Source organism: Bacillus oleivorans (genome assembly GCF_900207585.1).
In the GTDB taxonomy this organism is placed as follows: domain Bacteria; phylum Bacillota; class Bacilli; order Bacillales; family JC228; genus Bacillus_BF; species Bacillus_BF oleivorans.
The window spans coordinates 333,152-356,588 of sequence record NZ_OAOP01000001.1 but is presented as its reverse complement, the minus strand read 5'-3'; the positions used below and the strand labels follow the sequence as shown (position 1 = coordinate 356,588).

General features: G+C 39.4%; 21 protein-coding genes. 4 read left to right on the top strand and 17 right to left on the bottom strand.

Annotation, left to right across the window (positions count from 1 at the left end; genetic code table 11):
- Positions 1-433: 433 nt before the first annotated feature.
- The 12 genes from CRO56_RS01670 to spoIIID all read right to left on the bottom strand — a co-directional run bounded on the left by CRO56_RS01670 (position 434) and on the right by spoIIID (position 13,014).
- Positions 434-679, bottom strand: coding sequence for a hypothetical protein (locus tag CRO56_RS01670; protein ID WP_097156853.1), 246 nt, complete (start codon positions 677-679; stop codon positions 434-436).
- Positions 669-1,172: an RNA polymerase sigma factor gene (locus tag CRO56_RS01665; protein ID WP_425427167.1), complete on the bottom strand. Its 504-nt coding sequence runs from the start codon at positions 1,170-1,172 to the stop codon at positions 669-671. The genes CRO56_RS01670 and CRO56_RS01665 overlap by 11 nt, the downstream gene beginning before the upstream one ends.
- Before the next feature lie 7 nt (positions 1,173-1,179).
- Positions 1,180-1,560 carry a hypothetical protein gene (locus CRO56_RS01660; RefSeq protein WP_097156851.1) on the bottom strand — a complete coding sequence of 127 codons (381 nt, stop codon included), beginning with the start codon at positions 1,558-1,560 and terminating at the stop codon, positions 1,180-1,182.
- Positions 1,561-1,664: 104 nt separating this feature from the next.
- Positions 1,665-1,994, bottom strand: a complete 330-nt coding sequence (locus tag CRO56_RS01655) for a hypothetical protein (RefSeq protein ID WP_097156850.1) — start codon at positions 1,992-1,994, stop codon at positions 1,665-1,667.
- A 68-nt stretch (positions 1,995-2,062) separates the two neighbouring features.
- Positions 2,063-3,064, bottom strand: a complete 1,002-nt coding sequence (gene mreB, locus CRO56_RS01650) for a rod shape-determining protein (protein WP_097156849.1) — start codon at positions 3,062-3,064, stop codon at positions 2,063-2,065.
- 221 nt (positions 3,065-3,285) lie between these two features.
- A complete protein-coding gene (locus tag CRO56_RS01645; protein ID WP_097156848.1) occupies positions 3,286-3,807 on the bottom strand; it encodes a phage tail protein in 522 nt (173 codons plus the stop codon).
- A gap of 15 nt (positions 3,808-3,822) precedes the next feature.
- On the bottom strand, positions 3,823-4,320 hold the full coding sequence (locus CRO56_RS01640; RefSeq protein ID WP_097156847.1) for a phage tail protein: 498 nt from the start codon (positions 4,318-4,320) through the stop codon (positions 3,823-3,825).
- Positions 4,321-4,352: 32 nt separating this feature from the next.
- Positions 4,353-4,868 carry a phage tail protein gene (locus CRO56_RS01635; RefSeq protein WP_097156846.1) on the bottom strand — a complete coding sequence of 172 codons (516 nt, stop codon included), beginning with the start codon at positions 4,866-4,868 and terminating at the stop codon, positions 4,353-4,355.
- Between the two features lie 38 nt (positions 4,869-4,906).
- Complete coding sequence (locus CRO56_RS01630; RefSeq protein ID WP_097156845.1) at positions 4,907-5,395, bottom strand: GNAT family N-acetyltransferase; 489 nt, start codon at positions 5,393-5,395, stop codon at positions 4,907-4,909.
- Positions 5,396-5,475: 80 nt separating this feature from the next.
- Positions 5,476-11,895 (bottom strand): Ig-like domain repeat protein, encoded by a 6,420-nt coding sequence (locus CRO56_RS01625; RefSeq protein WP_097156844.1) that lies wholly within the window; start codon positions 11,893-11,895, stop codon positions 5,476-5,478.
- A gap of 250 nt (positions 11,896-12,145) precedes the next feature.
- Positions 12,146-12,565 carry a CBS domain-containing protein gene (locus CRO56_RS01620; RefSeq protein WP_097156843.1) on the bottom strand — a complete coding sequence of 140 codons (420 nt, stop codon included), beginning with the start codon at positions 12,563-12,565 and terminating at the stop codon, positions 12,146-12,148.
- A 191-nt stretch (positions 12,566-12,756) separates the two neighbouring features.
- Complete coding sequence (gene spoIIID / locus CRO56_RS01615) at positions 12,757-13,014, bottom strand: sporulation transcriptional regulator SpoIIID (protein ID WP_097156842.1); 258 nt, start codon at positions 13,012-13,014, stop codon at positions 12,757-12,759.
- A gap of 561 nt (positions 13,015-13,575) precedes the next feature.
- On the opposite strand from spoIIID, the gene CRO56_RS01610 reads away from it, so the two are divergent.
- The 4 genes from CRO56_RS01610 (at position 13,576) to CRO56_RS22735 (ending at position 16,987) form a co-directional block, all read left to right on the top strand.
- Entirely contained in the window at positions 13,576-14,058 is a 483-nt protein-coding gene (locus CRO56_RS01610) for a Rok-like winged helix domain-containing protein (protein WP_097156841.1), read from the top strand.
- 126 nt (positions 14,059-14,184) lie between these two features.
- Entirely contained in the window at positions 14,185-15,162 is a 978-nt protein-coding gene (locus CRO56_RS01605; protein ID WP_179714134.1) for a BsuPI-related putative proteinase inhibitor, read from the top strand.
- 600 nt (positions 15,163-15,762) lie between these two features.
- Positions 15,763-16,827 carry a hypothetical protein gene (locus CRO56_RS01600; protein ID WP_097156839.1) on the top strand — a complete coding sequence of 355 codons (1,065 nt, stop codon included), beginning with the start codon at positions 15,763-15,765 and terminating at the stop codon, positions 16,825-16,827.
- 13 nt (positions 16,828-16,840) lie between these two features.
- Complete coding sequence (locus CRO56_RS22735) at positions 16,841-16,987, top strand: hypothetical protein (RefSeq protein WP_179714133.1); 147 nt, start codon at positions 16,841-16,843, stop codon at positions 16,985-16,987.
- Between the two features lie 87 nt (positions 16,988-17,074).
- Here CRO56_RS22735 and CRO56_RS01595 read toward each other — a convergent pair whose 3' ends face one another.
- The 5 genes from CRO56_RS01595 to CRO56_RS01575 form a co-directional block, all read right to left on the bottom strand.
- Positions 17,075-17,338, bottom strand: a complete 264-nt coding sequence (locus tag CRO56_RS01595; protein ID WP_097156838.1) for a hypothetical protein — start codon at positions 17,336-17,338, stop codon at positions 17,075-17,077.
- Between the two features lie 69 nt (positions 17,339-17,407).
- Positions 17,408-18,019 (bottom strand): pyroglutamyl-peptidase I, encoded by a 612-nt coding sequence (locus CRO56_RS01590; RefSeq protein WP_097156837.1) that lies wholly within the window; start codon positions 18,017-18,019, stop codon positions 17,408-17,410.
- 123 nt (positions 18,020-18,142) lie between these two features.
- The gene (locus CRO56_RS01585; RefSeq protein ID WP_179714132.1) at positions 18,143-18,922 is read right to left on the bottom strand and encodes an N-acetylmuramoyl-L-alanine amidase; all 780 of its coding nucleotides are present in this window, start codon (positions 18,920-18,922) and stop codon (positions 18,143-18,145) included.
- 258 nt (positions 18,923-19,180) lie between these two features.
- Positions 19,181-20,149, bottom strand: coding sequence for a hypothetical protein (locus CRO56_RS01580; RefSeq protein ID WP_097156835.1), 969 nt, complete (start codon positions 20,147-20,149; stop codon positions 19,181-19,183).
- Positions 20,150-20,257: 108 nt separating this feature from the next.
- On the bottom strand, positions 20,258-23,191 hold the full coding sequence (locus CRO56_RS01575; RefSeq protein WP_097156834.1) for a hypothetical protein: 2,934 nt from the start codon (positions 23,189-23,191) through the stop codon (positions 20,258-20,260).
- Positions 23,192-23,437 lie beyond the last annotated feature (246 nt).

Genomic DNA, 23,437 nt, shown 5'->3' with positions numbered 1-23,437 from the left:
GAGTTCGGTTATCCGCTTCCGTGAGTTCGTTTATCGGCATTTGAGTTCGGTTACCGGCACTTGAGTTCGGTTACCGTTTCTCTGAGTTCGGTTATCACTTCCGTAAGTTCGGTTATCCGCTCCTGAGTTCAGTTACCGCTTCCGTGAGTTCGGTTATCGGCATTTGAGTTCGGTTATCACTTCCGTGAGTTCGGTTATCGTCTCCTGAGTTCGGTTATCTCATTCCTCAGTTCGGTTATGTCCCCTCTGAGTTCGGTTATCTACACTTGAGTGCGGTTATTTCGATACATTCCCGCTCATTTTCCTGCAATTTTAAGGATTTCTCCACGATTAATCCATACCTTCACACTCCTTTTCAAAAACTAACACCCAAAACCGGCCCTTCCCCATAAAACTAAAAAAGCACTCCCCAAAAGAAGGGCTCAAACTCTACTTATAAAATCCACACTAATAAAACCGGCACTGCCATAGCAACGACAACCGGAATCGTCTGTATTAAAGTTACCGCGGTTGTAGTCAATGAAACCGTTTGAAGGGGATTTGGTGCTTCCTCAAAGAAGGGAGCGCTGATACGATCGATCCAATTTTTTTGCAAAGGGAAATCAGGAACCGTTACGTGAAATTGATCTAAATGATGAGATATTTCCTTTTCTTCTTTAAATGGATCTTCATTTTTCATGCTTATCCACCTCCAAAATCTTTTTTAATTGCTGAATCGCATGATGCAAACGTGATTTCACTGTACCAGCCGGGATGTTAAGGACATCTGCGATTTCGTCATTTGTTAAGCGATGGTAGTAAGATAGAATAATAACGGCACGATGGTCTTCCTTTAATTTTTGCAAGGCAAACCGGACATTTAGCTGTTCTACAAGATCGACATCCCGGGATTCTGCTACCAGGAAGGGCAATATTTTTTTGAGTTTCGTTCTCCGTTTTAATTTATTTAACAGTCGGTTGTATGCGATTTGAAAAATGTATGTTTTAATCGATGCTTTTGCTGGATCATACTGTCCCTTAACCTTTTGCAGCTGTAAAAAAGTGTCTTGCACTATGTCAATACTAAGCTGTTCCTCATTTGTAAAACGGTATATAAACTGATACAAAGGGACACGATACTGTTGGTAGAGCCAGGCAATCCCATCGTCATCCCCTTTTAAAAACGCTTCTATATAATCCTCATTTGGATTCAAACTCATGATTCCACCGCTCTTTAATACCTTTTAACGTAAATGCTACCCGGCTAATCAACCACGCGAACGCCAGCGTTGTAAATACAAATCCCTGATGGATAAAAAACTGAACCCAAGGATTTTCAATGGATTCACCCGCTGAAAGAAAGATTAAAAGGCACAATATACAAATAAATGCGTATAAAGCACAAATAATATTAACCGTATCCCAGCGTGTCCATATAAAATAAATATCGGTTTTTTTAAAATCTATTTGTCCATTTGGCTTTTTCATAACCCTTTTCTGTAATGAAACAATTAGAATCGAAAAAGTTACACTAAGTATAACTGTAACTGCCGACCCCACAATCCATCCTGCTGAAGTCATGCTCCCACTCCTTTTCCTCTTTATACCTCTTATACAAATGAGCACGAAAATTCGTTCAATTTTTCTATATATTTTTCTAAAAAAATAGGTGAGGACAAAAATCCTCACCTTCTTGGCTGCTGTTTAGAAATTGGTCCAACCCATTTAGATTGAAATATATACCAAAAAATACCTGAAAACAGGAGATAAGCGATAAAAATGAAACCTGCTCCTCTGCCGATTCGTGCTGCAAATAGCGGAATACTCGAAACAATGATCGCTGACACAACTAAATAAATGGATAAAGCCGTTGCTGCCTTTTTCTGATTGGTTACGCTATGTCTTAATTTTCCCATGAGAACCGTGTTCCCCGTAACCATTGTAAAAACCGCACTAATAAATAAAATCGCTCCAAAGCCGTAACAAACATAAAAGAACCAAGTCGGAATGAACATGTGTGTCTCCTTTTTAACATTATGAATAAACGGCCTTCCCGATTGAGAAGTGCCGTCTTATTTGATCATTATCCTAATTTTCTGCGAGGAATACGGTCGATATTCTCAAGCATGATTCCTGTTCCGATAGCAACACAATTCATTGGATTGTCGGCAATTAAGACTGGAACCTTAAGTTCTTCCGCTAAGAGCAAATCAATTCCGTGTAACAATGCTCCCCCACCGGTTAAAATCACACCACGGTCAATGATGTCTGCTGATAACTCAGGCGGAGTTCTTTCTAACACACTTTTAGCTGCCTGAACAATGACAGAAACGGATTCACGCAAAGCGACTTCCACTTCTGCAGAACTAATAGAAATCGTTCTTGGAAGTCCTGAAACCATGTCACGTCCGCGAATTTCCATTGATTCATTTCTTGATCCAGGAAAGACCGTTGCAATCGATACTTTAATGTTTTCTGCAGTTCTTTCACCAATTAAAAGTTTATATTCTCGCTTTATATAATTTAAAATATCAGCATCAAATTTATCACCGGCAATTTTAATAGAAGATGAGGTTACGATATCACCCATTGAAAGCACAGCAATATCTGTAGTACCGCCGCCAATATCAACCACCATGTTCCCGCTCGGCTGGAAAATATCCATTCCTGCTCCGATCGCTGCTACCTTTGGTTCTTCTTCTAAATAAACTTTTTTCCCGCCGCTTTTTTCTGCTGCTTCTTTAATGGCTTTTTGCTCAACAGATGTAATATTAGTCGGACAGCAAATTAAAATTCTCGGCTTTGATAAAACACCTTTTACATTTAATTTGTGAATAAAATGCTTAAGCATTGCTTCTGTCACATCAAAATCTGCAATAACTCCATCTCTTAAAGGACGAATTGCTACGATGTTCCCAGGTGTACGTCCTACCATTCGGCGTGCTTCTTCCCCAACCGCCAGAACTTTATTTGAATTTTTATCAATGGCCACTACAGATGGCTCATTCAATACAATCCCTTTCCCCTTAACATGTATCAGAACGTTAGCCGTTCCAAGGTCAATACCAATATCCCTTGCAAACATAACTCCCCGAATCCTCCTTACAACATTTACTAACGAAATCATACTTCCCTAATTTTATATATTACCACAATACATTCCAAAGAAGGAAAATATTCGATTATTTTCACCAATTTTTTTATTATTTCCGGGGAAATTTGTCGAAATTATTATAATTTATAAAATTATAGGTTTTTCCGCATTAAATTAAGGTGTTCAAAATTGAACACCTTATTCCGAAGTTATTAATTTCGCGGAGGAAACACGCCTTCCAAAGCTATGATAAAGTTTACTCCTAAATAGGGCTGCATGTTATTATGCGGCAGGCTTCCACCTGTGATTCCCAGATTTTGCGGATTCATGTCTGTATCGATTTTGTTTCCGTACATTGGAGTTGCTCCTCTTCCACCCGGAACACTTGCCCATATTGCTTCTGTTGGATTTGTTTCACCAGATGCAGCCTTTGCGTTGGCCAAGTGGTTATGAGCTGGAATTTCATTTAAAGCTAACGTTACCGACTGCTCTCCTCCCCATTCTCCAAGATAACGAGTCGTTAAGCCAGGGCCAGTCCCTTGATGTAACGGTGCCCTGCCTGTCAAATTGGGAAGGGCAAACGTAGTCTTTCCATCCCCGCCATAAGTGACACCAAGTAAGGAAAATAAGGCTGTGTTTCCAGCAATTGATAATATTTGACCATTACAAAATGCCCAGCCCTTTGGTGCATAATTACCTGCAAAAATTCTTATTTCGCCGACATATGGATCCATCTTTTCTCCTCCCTCTTAATCCCTCGGCGGGAATATTCCCGTTAGAGCTATACAATAATTGACTACTAAATAAGGCTGCATATTCGAATGTGGCGTATTTTCACCAGTAATTGCTATAGCCTCTGAACTCATTTGAGCCGTAAAGGAATTTCCAAAGGGCATCGTAGTGGATTTAGCCCACGTATTTCCGGATATACTGAATTCAGATGCAGCTGCTTCCGATCCTCTAGCTTGATGCGTATGCATTGGCATTTCTTGAATAGAGAGTGCATGACCTTCCTCCCCACTGGCCTCTCCTAAATGTATACCGTTCCCCGAGTGAACAGGAACTCTTCCATTTAAGTTTGGTAAACAAAAGGTGGTCGTTCCATTCCCACCATATGTAGTCCCGAGTATGGAATATAGTGCCGGGTTTGCAGCAATGGCCAGAGTTTGTCCGTCACATGTCGCCCAACCCCTTGGAGCATAGGGAATTGCAAAGGCACGAATTTCTCCAATAAATGGTTCTGACATATAAATATCCCCCTTTATTTGTTTTTAAAGTGTTAATCTCTCGGTGGAAATAATCCTTCCAGGCAGATAATAAAACTTAAAGCTTGAAACGGCATCATGTTATTATGGGAGCCGCTCTCTCCTACATAACTGATCGAATCTGGATTTAATGTTATCATTGAGGTATCGTCTGGTTTAGCGTATTGCTTCATATTAGTTGCCCACGTTGCATTAGCAGGGCTCTCAATTGTTCCTTCTTGAGAATCTGCAGAAACCATATGACTATGCTTAGGAAGCTGTGATACAGATAATGAAACTGTTTCGGTTCCTGCCATTTCACCTAAATCGTACTGTTTCCCTGATGAACTAACTCCTTGATGAACAGGTAATCTCCCGCGTAAGTCTGGTAAGGCAAAGGTGATAGTCCCATCTCCTCCATAAGTGGTACCAATCAAACTAAATAGGGCCTCGTTGTCAGAAATAGATATTTCTTGGCCATTACAAAACGCCCATCCAACTGGAGCAAAATTCCCGCCAAACATTCTGATTTCACCAATATACGCATCCATCCATTTTCACACCTTTCTTTGAATTCTGTTCTTATTCCTTACCTAATCGAACCTATAAAGGGATTCCATCGCATTTTTATATACGGAACCTCCTCTTTTTCTAATACAAATCCTAGTTTTTCATACAATTTCCTAGCTTGATTGTTTTGATAAAAAACAGAAAGGGTCATAGTTTGTGAGTTTTCTTTGGCTTTTTTCATCAGCTTTTTCATTACAAATGATCCAATCCCCTTTGATCGGTAGGCAGGAATAATGAATAAATCAACTAACCGAATTTCACTTGATGTTTTAGCAACCATGTAATGACCGACCTTTTCACTATCTACAGTTAGAATAAACGTCTCTAAATTTGGAAACTGTTGTTGGTAGGATCTTTGTTTCAAATGAAATTGCATTTGAAGGAAGGTTGTTTTTTCTTCCAGACTCCAAGAGAATGCACTCACTTCATCCCATCTGAAACTAAGATAATTATCAAAAAGAAAAGATTCATCTAAGCTCCCTATGTAAGGCCTCGCTTCTACTTTCATGATACTCTCCTTAAAAGTATAAGAATAATAGCGTGAGGCTGACCCAAAATTGGGTCAGACCTCTTTTACTTACTTTAAGCCTAAAAAAACCTACTCATGAATCTGTTCAAAACTTCAATCAATTGATTTTTCGTGAGATTATCCTTTGGCATAATCTCACCATTTCCGTTTCCGTGAAAAATCCCTAGTTTTATATTCACTGCAGCTGCTTCTCGAATCCAAGGCTGCAGAAGCTCCGCATCATTGAAGGCACTTAAGGTAGCTTCGACTTCGACTTCCTCTAATCTAATCGGATTATCCCACAAGCCCAATGCCCGGGATAGAATGACCATTACATGTTCCCTTGAAATGGGTTGTTCCGGTTTGAAATTCCCATTTCCATAGCCAGATATTAAGCTATAAGCAAGTGCTCTATAAATATCATAATGACCAGGTGGAACATCAGAAAAAGTTGGTTCTTCAACTCCCGATAAACCTAGTGATTTTGTCATCGCTTCAACAAATAATGCCCTTGATGTTTGATTGCTTGTTTCAGGTGTGAAATCCTCTTGATTCAATATCCCCCAAGAAATTAATTTTCCTTTTACATCCGTTATAATTTCATCTTTCAAAAAGACTACATTTCCAATCGTAAAGGTTCTTATATTGGCGACAACGCCGTCCTCTGTTTGTTCAAAGTTCGCTGGAACATAGATAAGATTGCCATCCGGCATTAGCATCGCTGCAAAGGTTGGATTCACGCCTTCAGGGAGTGGAATTTCCATCGATATTGCCTGGTCTAATTGATGGATCTGATGTTGTTCATTATTTTGTGTGTAATTTACCTCAAACTGAACAGGCGGAATATAGGTTTGAATAGTACGATTTCCTAAAGCATCAAGAACCTGTTTCTCTAAATCATCTGTTGTCGGTTGAAGCTGAACTGAAACCTGAACACCCTCTGACGTATCGAAGTATTCCAAAACTGGTTCTTGCTTAAAACTTTGTGTCGGTATTTGGAAGCTTCCATCTGGTGTTTTCAGTCGTAATTTAGTCGCTTGGTTTTTTAATTCTTCCAGCATTTCGAGAGAAAAATCTGCTTTAATAGAATCGACCTGTTTTTTAATCTCTAGATCTATATTCATATTCTCAAAACCTCTAAATACGCCTAATTCAAATAAAATACTGAGGATTGTCATGTCGTTTACGATACTCTCGTTTGTTTCAATATTTATATTAGATGATACGCCATTGATCAACACATCCACTGGCTTTTCTGGTGGTGCTGGTGGAATACGATTTGTTAAGGTAACCGTTGCAGGCTCTGAATAGTCAGTTCCATCAAAGGCGCGGTAGGTAAAGGTGAGTGTTCTATAGTTACCTGCTTGAGGGATAAATTTGAACTCTCCAGTCTCGGCAACAATCGTTAATTCACCACGTTCAGGTTCATCTACCACTTCAAAAGTCAGATGATCTTTTTCGATATCTTCTGCTTTGAACATCCCCTCTATTGGTCGGCCACCTGTTGTCGTAAATTCAAGTGATTCTGCGACTGGTTGATCATTGATCGAGTTCACTTGCAGTGTTAAGGTCGCTTGCTCTGCAGCATAATTAGAACCATCTGTTCCGTTCCATGTAAATGCGGTTGACCCGTACCAATTCTCGTTCGGTGTATATATGAGATTGCTAAGTTCTGAGACAGCTATTTCCTGTTCCTCTTTGACACTTTCCGTTCCGAACTGGAATAAACCATTTTCAGGAAGTGTTAAAATTTTGATCGTGACTAGTGGTGTTCCATCTACATTCGTAAAACTGAAGTCTGAATCGGCAAAGATATGGTCCGTGTCTTCATCAAATTCGATTGTATCGTCTTGAAGCACTGGTACGGATTTGTATACAATCGTGTCCGTAAGTTGAGTAATGTTACCTGCCCCATCCTTTATTTCCATATACACCGTTTTTTCTCCATAGGAGGTGTCATCTAGCTCCCATGTTTTTGATGCTGCTGCTGGTTCCCATTCACTCCAGGTGGTTGTGTCATTGGAAAATCTCATTTCAAGCTCCCCAACACCTGTATCTGTTGAGGTTATTTGAATGTCAACGGTTGTCAGTAAGGTTTCCATGTCATGATTGTTAAGTGTGAAAGTTCCAGTAGGAGCTGTTTTATCGATAACGAATTCGACTGTCGTTTCATTACCTGCAGAATCAGTGACTTTTAGTGTGTAATTACCCTCTGCTGAAACGGTCCCACCGCTTGTAAATGAGACATCATTTAAGGTCGCTGTGCCTTCATTGAATGAGATAGTGAGGTCTATGTTTGATTTTTGACCATTCGTTACCCCAGTTATGACTGGTGCTGTCATGTCTATCGTAATACTGTCTTCTAGTTCGGTTACGTTCCCGACTTCATCCTTCAGTTGAACGTATACGGTTTTCGTACCGTCACCTTCTGTCAAAGTCCAATTTGACACAGTCCCAACTGGCTGCCAGTCACCTGTCCAAGCTCCATTCACGTTCGATAACCGCATTTCAACAGATCCTCTTGCATCTGTTCCGGTTACAGAGACGGCAACTGTTGTGGATGCAGTGTAATCGGCTCCATTGTTTATGATAACTGTACCTGCTGGTGAAATTTTATCAATTGTGAATGTTACAGTTGTGACGTTTCCAGCTGTGTCCGTCACAACGAGTGTGTAGTCTCCGTCAGATGTAACTGGATGGTTATTGGTAATTGGAATCTCATTTAATGTTGCGGTTCCTTCATTAAAAGTGATGGTGAGATCTTCCTTTGTTTTGAGTCCTTCTGTGACCCCTGAGACCACAGGTGAAGTTGTATCAAGTTCAATCGTGTCGGATGTTTGATAGATATTTCCGGCAGCATCCTTCAATTCTAGTAAAATCGTTTTTTCACCGTCACCAGCTGGCAATGTGACAGCTGTTTCGGGAGTCAATAGCTCCCATTCTGTCCAGTTGTCAGTGTCTGTTGCAATCCTTATTTGAATCGGTTCATTCGCATCGTTTCCTGTAATGGAAAGTACGACCTCTGGATTATTCGTTACTCCTGCTCCTGCATTAATCGTGACCGTACCTGTCGGCCTCGTTTGATCGAGTCCTATTTCGTACGTCACTACTGAGACATTACCGGCTTCGTCCTCGATTCGCATATAAACCGTTTTTTGACCATCTCCTGTTGGAAGTGTCCAGTCAAAAAGTCCGGTTTCATTCACGGTTATTGGGTCGGACATTTCTGTTTTGGAATTGTAAAAACGAACGATGACATCACCTTCCAGGTTATCTGCTGCACTGTAGGAAAGCTTTACATCCTCATCATTTGTTATACTAGCTCCGTTATTAATCGTTAATGTTCCTTCTGGATTTGTTTTATCAATCGTAAAAGTGATTGAGGTTAAATTTCCGGCATCATCTCTGACAATAAATGTGTGCGTTCCTTCTAAAGTGACCGCTTCACCACTATTGAACACTTCCCCATCAAGCTCACCCATTCCATCGAAGGTAATGGTGACATTGTTATTTGTAATGAGTCCCTCCGTAACACCAGTTACTGTTGGGGCAGTCTGATCCAAAGTAATTTCGTCTGTAGAAGTTGAGACATTGCCTGCTGCATCTTGAATTTGCATGTAAACCGTTTTTAGCCCGTCTCCAACTGGAAGCGTCCATGCTTTTACTCCAGCCAGATCTTCTAATGGCTCCCACGCTGAATTATCAGATAGGTCGTTCAAAAATCTGACTTGAAGTGGTCCATGTATATCGTCCCCAGTGATTTGTAGGTTTACTGTTGTTTGATTGGTATAGGGTTTGTCCCCTTCAATCTTGATTAAACCAGTAGGGGCGGTTGTATCTAAGGTAATCGCATCTGATGTTTGGAATGTATTCCCCGCTTGATCACTTAATTCGATATAAACGGTCTTATCACTGTCACCAGTTGGCAGCGACCAATTTTTAGTGGCTGAATAATCCTCCCATGGATCCCATGTCGTTCCGTCATTTGAGAGTCTCATTTGGTGAACACCATTTGCATCCGTTGCTGAAATCGATAGTGTTACACCGGTTGTATTCACTAAATCATCATTATTATTAACTTGAATGGTGCCTTCTGGGGCTGTTTTATCGATGATGAAGGTTACAGTGGTTTTGTTCCCTGCAAGGTCAGTTACAATGAGAGTGTGTGGTCCCTCAATTGTTACCGCATCTCCGCTGCTCCATGGCTCACCATCTAAGGTTGCATTCGTTTCACTAAATACCGGTGCTACGCTTTTAGCTTGTTGTCCTTCGACTACACCCGTTACCACTGGCGCTTCTCTATCTAAGACAATAGTTTGTAAGATTTCATTCGTGCTAACGTTACCCGCTCCGTCCTGAAGCTGCATATAAATCGTTTTTTCTCCGTCATTACCATCCAAAGTGAAGGCAGCTGTTTCAGACACGTCTTGCCAGCCACTCCAGGTGCTATTATCATTTGAAAATTGCATTTGAATCGGACCCATATTATCATCAGCCGTAACTGCCAGATGAACGAGCGTTTCATTTGTATGCGTTCCTTCAGTGATGGAAAAGCTTCCCGTTGGGGCCGTTGTATCCAAGGTGATTGTTTGAGACGCTTGTGTTTCATTTCCCGCTCCGTCCATTACCTTAATATAAACCGTTTTCTCTCCATCTCCCTCAGGTAATGTCCGGTTCATTGTTTCCGAATAGGGTTCAAATGCAGACCAATCTGTTCCATTATTTGAGAAGGCAATACCGCTAATTCCAGTTACGGTATCGTCAGCAGATATATTTAATGTGATGTCAGGATTGTTTGTAAAAGCTTCATTATTATTGATTGTAAAAGTTAGGATTGGGGCTGTTTTATCGATGGTGAATGAGATCGTGGTCGTGTTTCCTGTGTCGTCCTTAACAATCAGGTTGTGACTTCCTTCAAATGATATAGCTTCCCCGCTAGCAAATGGTACTCCATTTAAAGTGGCATCACCTTCTTCAAAGGTAATCGTGACATCCTCATTGTATATGCCACCGTCAGCTACACCTGTTACAGTAGGTCCTGCAGTATCTAATTGAATCGTTGCTGAGGTTTCACTACTATTACCCGCTGCATCTTTAAGTTCCATATTTACAGTTTTATTCCCATCACCACTGGAAAGCTCCCACATTCTAGTAGATGTTACTGGCTCCCAAGCTGACCAAGAACCTTCTTCATTGGAAAATCGCATTTCGTAAGATCCGTTCGAATCGGTCGAAATATCAAGGGTCACATTTCGGTTGTTAGTTATTGATTCTCCGCTGTTAATATTTAGTGTTCCAGTTGGTAGAGCTGTATCTAATATGATGGTGTCAGAGTAAGTGTTTGAAAGTGATCCGTCTGAAATTCTGTAGTAAACAGTTTTTTCACCGTCTCCTTCGGATAATGTCCATGCTTTTGTAGTTGAAGAAGAAGCAGGTTCAGCTGTGCTCCATGTGATATTATCGTTAGAAAACTGCATCGTCATGTCATCCCCATCAGGATCATCCGCTGTTAGATTTAATGTAACATCACGATTATTGGTATACTCAGCACTTGAATTAATGGTGATGGTACCTACCGGTGCGCCATTCACTTCTAAGACTGTAATTGTAAAATCTTCTTCATAAGTATTTCCGGCTGTGTCCGTAACTCTGACCCTAATGCTGTAGCTAGATTTCTCATCAAAATTAGCAGTTTGCTTTAAAAACAATTCATTACCAACTATCGCAAAGTCACTCGTGTCTCCGCTAACCAGCTCATATGTGAAAGCTTCCGGTGAGTTCGAATCCGTTGCTGAAAATGAACCTATTACCGAATCTACCGGGGTATCTTCCGGAAATTCTGTTGAACTAAGCTGAATATCTGTGGGAGGGTCATTTTGTGCATAGATGATTTCTAGGTGAGGGGCGTCACTGTTGTCTGTGGATGTATAGACTTTATCGTAAAAGGCTATTTGGGTTGCTTTAGAATCAGCTTCAGGATTTGGGGTTACGGCTTCTTCATTTCCTTTTAAAACCAAACTTATTACGTTATCATCGCTGCTCACACTATTAAAATAACTCGTGATATCAAATTTGTTGATTGCCTCATTAGTAAAGGAAGTAAATGTATCAATTAGTTGGTTTGGATCAGGTATCGAAGAATTATCTTCCACCCATGTATTATCCTCCGAAGACCAAATATCCAATTTCGGCTCCCCTAAAGTATTGTATACTGCTGCAATTTTTACTACTAAATACACTTTCTCTATTTGTCTGTTTCGATTTACAGAGTCTATATTAAATTTTAAAGCTGATGAAGCAATATACTCGGTACCTAGATAATCTTCATATCCCACAAAATGAACATTAGATAATTCATTAATAGAATATCCATCTGGCCAATAATCATAGCTGTCAAACGACAAATCATCCGTAGCGTCAATGGTTATTGTTTCTTCACCTGCTGCTACTGCTTTCTCCGTAAATACTAGACTTGTAGATAAAACTAAAATACTTGCCACAAATAAATTGAGCCACCTTCTCACTGATTCCCGCCCTTTCCTTTAGTTTAAAATACCTACGTTAAAAATGTGAAAAAATTCCTAAATTTGTAATCACCTACTTAACGTACCTAAATATTTTTTAGACTTCAATCATTTCCGTTCGACAAATTTTACGCTTTTACGTAAACATAATATTAAGTTTCATAAAAAAAAAGGGCCTTTATTTAAGACCCTTTTAAACATATCGCAAGTTTCTTATAGCTATTGTTTATTGCATTTGCCCATCCGGCTTTGAAATATTAGTTAACGCTCCGCCAGCCATTTCGTTTGATTGTTCTCTTACAGCCAGATCGCCAAGAGCTACAATTCCGACGATCTGTCCATTTTCTACTACAGGCAGACGGCGAACTTGATGTTGTGCCATAATCGCAGCCACTTCATCTACAGACATTTCTGGACTACAAGTTACGACCGATTGGGTGGTAGCCACGTCGCCAACATTTGATCGGTTTTCAGCAATCCCGCGTACTGCTAAATCACGGTCAGTAATCATTCCCACTACTTGTCCATTTTCAACAACTGGAAGAGCTCCTACATTTAAATCCTTCATTTTTTGGGCTACAGCTTCAATGCTATCATTTGAAGAACAGCTTTCCACATTCGTTGACATTACATCACGTACTTGCATTGATTTGGTCCTCCTTTAATCAAAGTAACAAGTATATTTTGTGAAGGTTTTCCATTATTATTCATAAAAATAAAGTTTCAACTCGGAGAAAATGAAAATTTTATATAAAAAATTCATACCGCTAGTTTTATTTTTAAAATAATTGGGTAAACATCATACAATGCAAAAAGCCCAGCCGAAGCTGCGCTTTTTTAAACTGGCTCTTCTTTTTTATACTTGAGCTTTGTTGCTTCCCCGCCGCGCAAATGACGAATTGATTTATGATAATCTAAAATTTCTTTTACTTCATTTGCTAGGTCAGGATTAATCTCGGGAAGTCTTTCTGTTAAATCCTTATGAACGGTACTTTTGGATACGCCAAACTCCTTCGCGATGACGCGAACTGTTTTTCTCGTCTCCACGATATACTTACCTATCTTGATTGTTCTTTCTTTGATGTAATCGTGCACACCACTCGCCCTCCCTAAATTGGATGTGAGAAGTGTGAAATGAGACTCGCTTTCACTTGGACGAAGTACTTATAATCCCGCATAAAATCTTCTAAGAATGCCTGCATTGTTCAAAGCAGACGAAGGGTCCGACATTGTCTCGGGTCTGGGTAAGAACTCTTTCGTAGCTTCTTGGTCGTCTATTTATTTATGCGGCAGAATGGTGTAACCCATCTGTTCCTACCGGATATAAACATGTCTCCAACTCGATCTGGCTGTAAAATTAAACGCGCTCACCTCAAACACTCTCTACTTACTTATGTGTTTGTAACATTTTATTAGCTTGGATACGGGATTATGCACGTTTTTACCAATAAGGACAAGGTGTACGAGCCATTTTTGTACAAAAAAAATTTTTTTCTGATTTTTTCAACGGATTGAACTTTTTTCTCTTTAATGTATAAAAATTTTTAATTATGGGATGAATTTAATTATGTAACATATTATTAATATTAAATTAACTGTAATTTATGTTATGATTTCAGTGAAAATTTTGTTAAGAACCGATGGAGGTAGGTCGTTATGTTTAATGAAAGAGATGCACTTAAGTTACGGCTGGAACAATTGGCTGAACAAGAAGAACGCTTTTTAAAAATATTCCGTGAAGAAAGAGAAATTATTTTTAATAAACTTCGTGAATTAGACGAAAAAAATCCAGCAGCCCAAGCTACAGCTGAATCCATAAAAGCAGAAGAACTTCCAATCGCCGAAGCTCCAAAAATATATGCAGAACCACAAGTAAATCCCGTTACACAAGGAAGCAAACGCGGAAGAAAGCCGACCGTAACTCCTGAAAAAGAAGCTGCAATCGAAATCTTAAAAATGCATCCGGAAGGTATGAAAGGGGTCGATTTACAGCGTGCGGTTGAAGAAGCCACTGGCTCTTCTATTGCGAATATGACTACATTTATGAAGTCTGTTGAAAACCTGGACCCTAGCGTACAAAAGCCGAATCGCGGTACCTATATTTATGTGGATTCAGACAGCCCTTTTCTAGAGGATTAATAAAAATTAGCCATAACCTTTGTTGGTTATGGTTTTTTTATGTTAAAAAATCCTTTCCATTCAGTAACAATGGAAACCCTTACTTCGTCTAAATGGGTGACACTAACAAAGGAGTGGAAACTTTATATGAAGAAACTCGGAATGATCGGACTTACCACGGTTTCGTTATTGATTCCTTCTTCGATTGGACTGGCTGCTACAGATGGAGTTTGTACAGGGAATGAAGTCACATGTTTGCAGCTTCCAGAAAACGGAGAATGGATTGCGGAGGATGAAGCCTACCAATTTTTACATGGACTTGGTGTATTCCATGGCTATGCCAATGGGGAAGCCCAATTAGCTCAAAAGACTACCCGTGCCCAAGTGGCTGCCACCTTACAGAGAATGTTTCAGCTTGAAATTCCTGGGTCCGTTTCCCCTCATCAAAACCTTGCCGGCTATTGGGCTTACGATGTGATTCGTGCCGTTCAAGAAGCCGGATGGATGGTCTATGAGGATGGAAAATTCCAGCCAGGCAAACACATAACGTCCCAGGAGCTCGCTGAAATTTTAGCAAAAGCAGCCAAATTAAACACTGGAGATTATGCTTCGATTTGGCTCCCAGCCGATTCAGAATATCAGGATGACTTAGCAGCAGTTTTAACGGAAAAGCTACTTCCAGGAGCGGATGACTATACAATAGAAGTAACGCGTGGAGATTTAGCGGTTTCGTTGTATCAGTTGTATCATTATATGATTAAAAAGGAGCCTGGTTCTGTGATAAGTGCATTATTCTCTTCTTTGAAGGTTGATCAGCAAGATGAAGGCTGGAAATGGTCGTTTGACGTTGTAAATCAGACAGAGGCAAAACAAACCGTTACTTTTTCATCGGGCATGGAATATGACTACATTCTTTATAAAGACGGCGAAAAGATTGAGCAATTTTCAGATGGAAAACAATTTATTATGATTTATCAGGAGAAAGAATTAGCTCAAGGTGACAAGCTTCATTATGAAGGCTCTTTCCAGAATCTAGAGCCTGGAAACTACACTCTTGAAGTTTGGCTGGCCGCTAAAGGGGTTGCGCAGGCGAAGAAAACCGTTTCGTTTGCCGTTGAGGAATAAAGTCTTAGTGGTAAAAATAGCTCCTGTCATTAATGCGGGAGCTATTTTACCAACTATTAGTTAAAAATGCTATTTTACACGTGATTTTTTAGGCAATTTTCACAACATGCGATTTTTGCAGGATAGGTGTATTTTCATACAACCTATGGTATAGTTATAAAAAAATAGACCATTTTTACGATATTTGGGTTTAGATCCATTTTAAAGAGGGTACAAATGTCGTAAGTTATTCACTGAAACCATGAAATGCTTTAAAAACATTCAGATAAATTTTTTCCTCGTTTTGGAAAAAATGGACAGGATGATGATGCCCAAAGCATATAATTGTCTCATGGGAACCCTTAAGTACCACATAAATATAATCGACACCACCGTGTACATCAATCTCAGACAATACCGCCTTCAACGACGAAGCTATGAATATCTGTCAATAGACCAATTTTCTTATGGCAGCCCCTCCATATCCGAATAAATTTTCATTTTATTTGCATAAAATTAACATATTATACGACTAATTTTCTAGAACTTTATACACTATTCTATTTATTCTTAAATAATTTATGGTATAATCGACAATATAATCCAAAAGGTGATATAGTGATGAACAAAGTAGAAGATCTACTGGAAGTGAATAATCTATTAAATGATTTTATTGAAGCTATACACTTTTATGATAAAGATGAGGCCACTGCACTCTATGAAAAAGTAAGATTGATAGAGCGTGAGGGGTTGGATAAGGAAGTAATTGATAGATTAGATTTGTTTTTGTTTAGGTATTTTGTATTTGTTCATGATTATGAGAAATCTGAGGAGATTGAAAAAGAATTACAGTCAAGATTCGAGTCTTTTAGTACTGAAAATCAAATAATTTTTAATACATACTATTCAGTTGCCAAAATTGTAAATATCAACATTAATCCAGCGTTAGAAATGTTTCATTCTATATTAGATGATAATCCTGACTTACCGGATTTTTTATTAAGTGATATTTATTATCATCTTTGTTGGGGATATGTATACCTTGATGATTATAAAAGGTCTGTTGTTTATGGAAATAAAGCTCTTGATTTATATTTAAGTGAATTTAATTATTTTAGAATTATTTATACTCAAATGCTCCTTGCAATTTCTCATTTTAATCTTGGATTCTATGATGAAGCTGAGGAGATTTACAAACATCTTATAAGAAATTCTAAGTTAGTAAATCTACATCATTTAGTGCCTCATATTGAATATAACCATTGTGTTTCACTAACTAAATCAGGAAACTATGTCAAAGCGATTGAAAATACTAGAAGTTTATTAAACATTTTAAACAAAGATGAGGAGATTTATATTCAAACTCTTCTTTCACTTTTAGAAGCAAAGATTATGCAGAGAGATCTATCTGAAGTCGAGGATCTAATCGAGCTTGCAAAAGAAAGAAGTAGTAAAAATAAATCTTTTGAAAAATATACCTTACTAACTATTTATTATGAAAAGAAACTTTCCAGTGAATATGATGCATATAGGTATTTAACTAATACACTTGCACCTTATCTATTAGAAAACAGTGAAAAGAAAGTTTTATCAGATTTAACAAAAATGATGGGTGACTACTTTATTAAACAACGAAATTATGAATTAGCATCAAATTACTATGAGCTAAATCTTTCTTTGAATTAAAGGAGGTGAGCATATGAAAAAAGTACTTAGTGTTGTCCTTTTAGTTGCAACAATTTTCGCCTTATCTTCTAATTTTTCAAATAGTAATGAAGTAGCAGGAGGCGGTGGTGCTTCTCTCCCTCCAGCCGGATCTACAATGTCTAGCACTATTGATTATTAATACAAATTGAGAAGTAACCACCCGTTGCTTCTCTTTTTCTTTCATTAGTCAGAAAAAGAGAAGCAACTAGGAGCCCCTCTTTCCTTATTATTTCCGATCCTTTTCCCCTTTCGGTTTCCGGGTTAAAATAAAAATAAACACACCCAGCAAGGCAGCTATTATAATCCATCCCTGATGATTTCCATTCATTTGCAATGATGAAAATTCATTAATCCCTTTTAATATAACCGAATGTTCAATAGATTGGCCTGTGCCTTTTATTTCAATCTGTATTAAACGGAATACTTCAAACCAGACCAAAAATGCAATAGGTATGAGAATAATGCAAGTCATTATCTTGGATATCTTCATTTATTCGATCCCACCTTCAATTAGTGAAGGGAAATGCTGATAATCTGTGAATACTGCTGATTCTTCTCCCTATTCTTCATCCAGGCATTGTAACGCAATTTTAATGGCCTCTTCTAAATCCCTTTGTGACCAGCTTGGCATTCTTTTCTTGCCTTCGACCACTAAATCATGAGAAGACGGAACGTGGATAAATCCTGCCGGGATTTGCAGGTTTTCTTTTTCGATGTGATGAAGCATTGTGTACATGACATTGTTGCAAAGGTAAGTGCCTGCACTGTTTGAAATGTTGGCAGGGAAGCCGTTTTGTTTTAGTGTGTTAACGATTTTACGAATAGGAAGTTTTGAAAAATACCCGGCTTGTCCCTCTTGATTTATCGGAGCATCCTCGAGAACGACTCCACTGTTATCTGGGGCGCCATCTCTGATATTTATAGCAATCCGTTCTGGTGTAATGGCATCTCTTCCCGCAGCTAAACCAAGTGAAACAACCGCATCTGGGTTTATTTCCTGAAATGCTTCCAACAAAGCCACTGGCGCTTTCTCAAAGTCTACCGGAAGGAGAACACTTTTAATCTGGTAAGCTCCGATTGTTTCTCCATCCAGACTGGTTACTATTCTTTCAGTTGGATTTATCGGCATCCCTAAAAAGGGTTCGAATCCCGTAAGCATCAGTGTTTTCATTTTAGTTTTACCCCTCTTTATCTCTTTTTCTTTATTTTATCATGGGGGACAAGAGGGGTGCGCTATTTTATCAGTTAAAAAACAACCTTCAATTCCTTACCTTTTAGGACGCTGTTCGAAGAATTAGATTTTATCGACAAAACTTGGGTTAGCTGTTAAATATACACCGCTCTTCAGTTTATACATTTTAGACCCGTTCACCGTTAATGTCTCAACAACTGTAAACACTTCGCCAGCCTTTACAGTATTCTTTTTGGCATTCCAGTCGGGCTTGTCGTAGTACCAAAGCTCTTTTGCTTTTACTTTAATTTTGAAGTTTTGATCATTCATGATCACCGGTTTGCTATTATCTTTTATGATTACAGGTTTGGGAGTCGGAACTTTTCCGTTTTTTCCGGTTAGTTCTTTTGCAATAGCATTCACAATGGCGTCCATCTTTTCATTTAGGATTTTCATGTCTGACGCAGAATCGATAAAACAAACCTCAATCAGAATTGCAGGTGCATCGGTGTTTCTTAAAAAATATAAATCGTCTCTTATTTTTGCGCCTCGGTCACGCCAGCCAGCAACCTTGCAGATACTTGCTGAAACCTTTGCTGCTAATGCTTTCTGATCATAATAAAGAACCTCTGAACCTGTGCCGCCCCCAGCGTTTAAATGGATTGAAACGTCTAGTCGCCCATTTTTATTTACGGCATTACACATCCGCACTTGTTCTGCCAGAACGGCTTCTTTCGTTGCTGCATCAGATGTGCAGTCGACCGTTTTCTGCCCAACTGAACGTAACGCTGCAATTAACTTATCCTTCAGCACCCTAGCCACTTCATGCTCTTTATATCCGTTTCTGTTCGCGCCATTTGACCTTTCACTGTGCCCCGCTCCAACTGTAATTACTTTATACATCTGCCCCATCCCCTTTTTATAAATTATAAAATTGAAAAAGAAGTAATGTTGCTGCCCTGAGTTTGGAAAGACATTACTTCTTTTTGCTTTCCCTCAATTATCTTTAAATCTATGAACCTAATGGGAGCTCGTGTTCCCCTCGGTTCTGATTAATTCAATACAAAGACATTATTCACTTTAACTCGGTTCATTTCGGTATGAGCAAAATCATCAAATAACAAAGCAAGTTTTTTTACTTGGTGCATTTTTGGCAATCTATCAAAAATGTCCAATTCTCTCAGTATCATGGAGCATAAGTGGTCTAAATCTTACTAGAAAGTAATCCCTAAGCACGTCTGGAACACCTTCTAGTGTATCTTTGTTTGAAAAATAATGTTTTCTATAGACCCAATGGTATAATTGAGACCATATGACTGCTTCAAATACTAATTGATATTTCTCCCTTACCTCAGTAGAATCTTTAAATTCCTCCCATTTAAAAAGTGTTAAGAACTGACTCAATTCCTTTTTTGTTATTGGAGGTTTTTCGAATTGAATCTTTCGTAAAAGTTTAATGATTTCTGTTTGCTGTACATTTAGGGCTAATCGATGATTTCGCATATAGGTTTGAGCCGCGTTCAGTACAGAAATACTTGGAGAATTGGTAAATGATAAAGGTTTAGGTTTATTGAGTTTCTTTAATTCATCAGGTAATTTTACAACTTCCTTACTAATGGTATCAGGTGCATTTTTGACAAAATCTCTTACCTCACTGCTAAACATGGCAAATTCATCACTCGTAAATCTTTTCTGGTTGGTCACATGTTCTTTAACGATTTGATCCATCACCTTTTTACTATCACCCTCACGCCTGGCCATCCCGAAAAGTTGAGCCCCATAATCCGTTTTGGGAAGACTATGGTATACAGCTCTTCTCTTCAATAACTGCGTGATAATCCCTTTCGCAACTAGTTTTATAAGTGGTTCTGCAAGTCTTGCCTGCCAACAATAGGTCAAAACTAAGTCAAAAAAGATATCATATATAGTAATCTCTTCTTTTTTTGATTCCTTCTCAAGCATTTCGATCCGTATGTCCTGAACTTGCTCCACAGCTAATACGGCAGCATCCACAAATAACTGATGACGTTCTAGCTGAAAAAACAAAGAATGCCGAATATATGCGATTGCATCTTCAATATCTGCTGCAGTAGCCTGCTGTTTCTCTTCCGTTTTTGTATAGGTCATCATATATAGACCCCCTTTCCTAGGTAAGTTTAATTTAAGCCCAGTCAAAAAATTTTTAGAAAATCGGGGATAAAAAATTTATCCCCTATATTTCCTCCACAATCCTCTTATCTACTGTTTAAGCTCAGCCTCCAATCTTGCCACTTCCAATTCCGCCATCCGGGCTTCTGCAAGGGCTTTTCTGACTTCAGCAATGCGAAGCTGTTCAACCGTTTCTTCACATCCGCTGCATTGTCCGAGTCTCGTTTCGACTGTGACGCCAGGGGTCGGAAGGATCATGTGATTTTCAGCCATTTCGTCTGCCGTTTCTTGTGCATCCTGGCTTGCTTTTCGCAATGCCTCTTTAATCGTAGTCAGTGTTTTTTCGAGTTTCGTAGTACCAAGTGGCGACAGAGGTACTGCTAAGAATTTTCCTGTCATGGCAACAACATGCGGTTCAAAGGTACCGACTTGCAGCTGTGGTGCCTCTGTCATGAGAAGGTGAAGCTGTTCACCTGGAGGCAATGCCTGGAACAGTACGTAATTGTAATAATCGAGATGATCATTGAGATGGCCGAGTAAGGCTTCCATTCTTTCTCTTGCTGATGCGACCGTTTCGAGTCCGTATTTCATCTCGAGCCGATCCATAAAGTTGGCGTTATCTTGATTTTGTTGGGCAGTCTGAGCAAGTTCACTGCCTTGTAGAATCCCTTCTCCTTCCGCATTTTTCGCCTGGTAATCTTGCCAGACTTCACTGAGGCGTTTAATTTTTGCTGCTAATCCGCCGTCATGAAGATGATAAAGACCTTCTTCACGGCAGCGTCCAGTCCACCAGGCCCAGTCCCAATCAATGTAACCAGGCTGTGATTTAATTTGAACATTGAGCCCTGCATTTTCCTTATCAGAATCCGGTAATTCATTTAGGTTTGAGAGATTTGGATACGCTCCCGGTCCAGGTACAGTGTCGAGAATATCTTGGACATGCTTAATTCCCAGTGAATCTTTATTGTTAGCGACGTTTTTGAGAGTATCTATGAATGACGGACTTATTTTGTCCCGGCATAGACTAATAAACATCCATTGCTGGGCACTTGCTCTCACATAATCGGATAACTGGTTATGTTTGCCGATAGCTGTTAAAGCAGATGAAACCTTCGCTTCTAGCAACTTGCTCACAATTGCTCCAATTTCCTTTAGAAGATCAAGGACAGCAGATTCATGAGGATTTTTTGGTTTTTGAACCTGAGGAGTCTTAACTCGTTCGCGGTCCAGTTCAGCCACTTTCTTATGTTCTGTACTAATTTTGATTAATTCATCTTTTGCAAATTGATAAGATGTTAACAATCGGCATGCTTCAAATCCATCTCCAAGGGCTGGGTCTAAGAGGGCATTCTGCAGAGCGGTTTCATTCTTGCGGACTAGTAGAGGGTTAAAGACCTTATTACTGATTGGATTTGGAATAAGTACAACCAACCTGACTTTATTGGCTAAAAACTCAGTGCTTACTTTGTAGTGAGCCAGGGTTTCGTGATAATCGAGGGTCAGAGTTCTGCATTCATTTGGGTTTTTAATAACACGTGTTACTTGCTGGGAGTATCCTTGCTCGACACTTTCTGTAATCTTGGTAATCCGTTTGGAACGTACTTTTGTTGAAGCTCGGGATGTCACCTCGCGTAAATGATTATTCGTGGTTTTCATTACATTTGAGAGACTATCCGTGTTGCTAACTCCCCCATCCATTCCGATGCTGACCGATGCTACTCCGTTTGTATAGGATGCATCAACATTCCCGTGGATTTGCGATTGGAACTCGTTGCGGCTCGTCATTTCCCGGAAGACGTCTTCGGTGTCCCTTGTTGTTTGCGAATAATCCACTTGCTGGTCAACCTCAGTTTCTGGTATCTGTTCTAAAGCTTTGGAGCGATTTTCCCAGCTCGAAATCGTAATCGTTGTCTCTTCACCTGGTGCAAGCGAAATCGTGGATAATAGGTTTCCTCTTGAATAGCCTTCGAGCTTCCAGTTTTGCTGCCATGGGAGTAAAATTGCTACTTGAAGTCCATCCCGCTTGCGGCTATAGTTTTGTGCGGCAGCGTTATATTTTTCAAGCAAATCTTTAATAAATTTTTCAATCTGCTGTGAAGTAAATCCACTTGTTGAATTGGATACAAGATCAGCCCCGCCTTGTGCTCTCACAGCCGTATCAATCGTTGAATTTGAGGCTTCTTTGACGATGGTTCCGGTCTGACTCAAGTTTGGAAACGGATTTTGATTTATGTTAATTGGAAGCTGGCGGCCGCCTGACAGCTTAATCATATCTGATATATCCTGAATTTGCTCCTGGTTTTGTACAGGTAATGAGATGGGTGATGTGGTGGTGCCTAAATCTTTTATCTTAAATTTGATTAATTCTCTCACCCCGTTTTGCGCTGCACCAAGCACTACCCCTTCTTGCTTACTTAAAAGACCCTCAACGGTTGCAGACGTTACCTGGAGCCGAAGCGTCTTTCCTTGCGTTACATACTCGCCTTTCGTAAAAATTGCAACCAAATCTTGAGCCTTTACTGCTACTTCAGTTGCTTGTGGGACAAAGTTAAGCAAAACCTTCTCTTGTATATTTCCAGTACGTCTATTTCCGATAATCGTGACTGGCTGACCTGACATAATTCTAGCCTTTGCATCTTCCGGAAAATTGGCACTGTATGTAATACCATTTTCAATAACTGCTTGATTTCGTAAAAAATCTTCAATATTTCTGATTACAACTTGGGCAGGATTTTTTCCTTGAAGTAATTCAATCGCTTTGTCTGTTTGATAGAGTAATTGAATGGGGACGCCTTTGCTGGAAACGTACGCTGCTGCATTCGTCACATGTAATGGATCTGGCTGCTCAACGACAATGTCACCATCCTGGGATAGGACAATCGGGGTTGAAACTGGCCTCCCATTAACAGTTCGATAGTCATAAAGAATGACAAACTGCCCAAATTCAAACTGTCGTGTGACTCCCCATGCTGGTAATTGCCGATTGCAGCCATCTGCAAACAGCTCTGCTTTTACTTCGTTCATATAGGTAAAACCTCCTCTTTTTATCATAACGATAAGAAAATACATGATTTACCCATTTTGATAAATCCTACCAATGGATTATTTTTCCTATAATTAACGAAAAACATTTCGACAAAGTGGAATTTAAGGTGTGGAAATATTTAAAAAGTTATTCAAAATGGGTTTTTGCACAAAAAAAAGAACCCCTGCCTGCTTTTAAGCAAGTAGGAGTTCTCTCTCCAATTTTATGCGTATCGTTGTAAGAGT